We start from the raw sequence: 2,050 nt of genomic DNA on the forward strand, positions 1-2,050 counted from the left end.
GCCTTTGGCCACGCTGCGCGAACGCCGATCGGAATAGTTATTGATCACTGGGAATCAAAAACGCGATCGCTAAAACAATTCTATAGCGTTAGTTATTTTTATAAAATACACTTAGGTTTCTACTCCCTACTCTCTACTCCCTACTCCCTGCTCCCTGCTCCCTTCCCTAAACAATCATGACCACCCTAACCCTTGATCTCCAATCAATTAACCTTACCGACGAGCAATTTTTCCAGCTTTGTCAAGACAACCATGATTTAAAATTTGAACGCAATGCTAATGGAGATTTAATTATTATGTCACCCACTGGCGGCAGCACAGGAAACTGTAATCTAGAAATAGGCTACCAACTTCAAGCCTGGAGCCGTCAAAACAAGTTGGGAATTGCTTTCGATTCTTCCACTGGTTTTAAACTCCCCAATGGTGCCGACCGTTCTCCCGATGCTTCTTGGATACCATTACAAAGCTGGAATAGTTTAACTCCTCAACAACAAGAGAAATTTCTGCCCCTGTGTCCTGATTTTGTGATTGAATTACGTTCGCCTAGTGATAGCTTAATAGCAATTCGCCAGAAGATGGAAGAATACCGAGACAATGGTGCTCGTAATGGTTGCTTGATTAATCGTAAAGAGCGACAAGTTGAAATTTATCGACCAAGTAGAGATATTGAGGTTTTAGAGTCTCCCCCTAGTTTATCTGGAGAAGAGGTTTTGCCTGGTTTTGTGTATCTTGACCTGGGGGGGTGACATGCAAGCTGAAATCCTTACTGGGTAATAATTTCAGCCGATAATTCCCAAAAATATACATTCTGTTTTGGGCGCTCCTTTGGACGTAGTTATAAGGGTTTGAGCTTCCCTAACATGAATTTAGGCTTAATTTCCGACTGTATCTTCCATGACACCATTGGCATCAAAGCCTTATAGAGTAAGCTTTTTGGGGCTCATGTCACCCCCTCAGGTATCTTGACCTAATTTGGTGAAGGGTTATACTTAAACATAAATTTTGATTTTACCTATTAAATTAAGATGCTATAATAACTTAATTCAGTAACATCAAAATAAAAAAATATATGTCATCTTTTATTGGCCATAGTGTAACTGCTGTAACTATTGGTATTGCTTTTAATTCACCCAAAAAACCACTGCTATTGCGCTTGGCTTGGTTTTTATGGTTAATAGTAATTGCCTCTTTCCCTGACTTGGATCATTTTATCCCTTGGTTACATCAATCAGCACACCGTCAAACTCGTATTACCCATTCCCTAGCATTTGCTCTGATTATTCCCATTTGTACAATCGTAGTTTTAATTATTATAGGAATTAGGGGACGCCAACTCAAAGTGTATAGTTTTCAAGCGATATTAGCGGGTCTTTCCCAAATTATTATCGATTTGTTAGTTGGAGTTGTTGGTATACCTTTGTTCTATCCCTTCACTAGAGAAAACTTTAAACTTCCTTGGGGTATTTTACCCAGCGCCGGAAAACTAGACCTAAGCAATTATTACTTATATAAAAACCTATTGATCGAGATGGGGATACTATTACCATTGTTTTCCTTGGTTGCCATTTGTCGTTACCATCTTTTAAAACCCCGTCAGGTAAAAATTGTTATCTTTGGCTTACTGTTTACTTCAACCTGCTTTATGTTTTGGGGATATAATCTGTCTCGGTAGCCCAAGCATGGTGGTATAGCACTACCCATTTGACAAAACTATGGTAAAAGAGTTGCTAAACCAACTATGAGTTGACCTTAGCAACTCCTCCTAACTCGAGGGATATTGCGATCGCTTAAATCCGTTAACTACTCCGTTGCGCGATCGCTTCAAACTTGATCAGGATCCACTCCCATAGCTCGTAAACGAGCAGCCAGTTGCTCGGCTCGTTCTTGAGCTTGGGCTAATTGCTGTTGAGCTTGGGCTGCTTGTTGTTGAGCTTGGGCTGCTTGTTGTTGAGCTTGGGCTGCTTCTTCTTGAGCTTGCACTGCTATTTCTTCAGCAGTAGGTAGCACAATTCCCTCTAAAGTAGCCCAACGTAACCAAGTAGTATCAACA

General features: G+C 40.6%; 3 protein-coding genes and 1 pseudogene. 3 read left to right on the top strand and 1 reads right to left on the bottom strand.

Going from position 1 to position 2,050, the window contains the following annotated elements:
* The 3 genes from F6K37_RS39680 to F6K37_RS39690 all read left to right on the top strand — a co-directional run.
* Nucleotides 1-180: hypothetical protein (locus F6K37_RS39680; RefSeq protein ID WP_287256758.1), on the top strand; the 180-nt coding region annotated here is incomplete at its 5' end.
* Complete coding sequence (locus F6K37_RS39685; protein ID WP_008184075.1) at nt 177-746, top strand: Uma2 family endonuclease; 570 nt, start codon at nt 177-179, stop codon at nt 744-746. The genes F6K37_RS39680 and F6K37_RS39685, both read left to right, overlap by 4 nt.
* 323 nt (nt 747-1,069) lie before the next feature.
* On the top strand, nt 1,070-1,672 hold the full coding sequence (locus tag F6K37_RS39690) for a metal-dependent hydrolase (protein ID WP_287256760.1): 603 nt from the start codon (nt 1,070-1,072) through the stop codon (nt 1,670-1,672).
* Between the two features lie 149 nt (nt 1,673-1,821).
* Here F6K37_RS39690 and F6K37_RS39695 read toward each other — a convergent pair.
* Nucleotides 1,822-2,050, bottom strand: a pseudogene (locus tag F6K37_RS39695) (Uma2 family endonuclease); the annotation flags it as partial.

This window comes from Moorena sp. SIO4E2 (assembly GCF_010671945.1).
GTDB classification, from domain to species: Bacteria; Cyanobacteriota; Cyanobacteriia; order Cyanobacteriales; family Coleofasciculaceae; genus Moorena; species Moorena producens.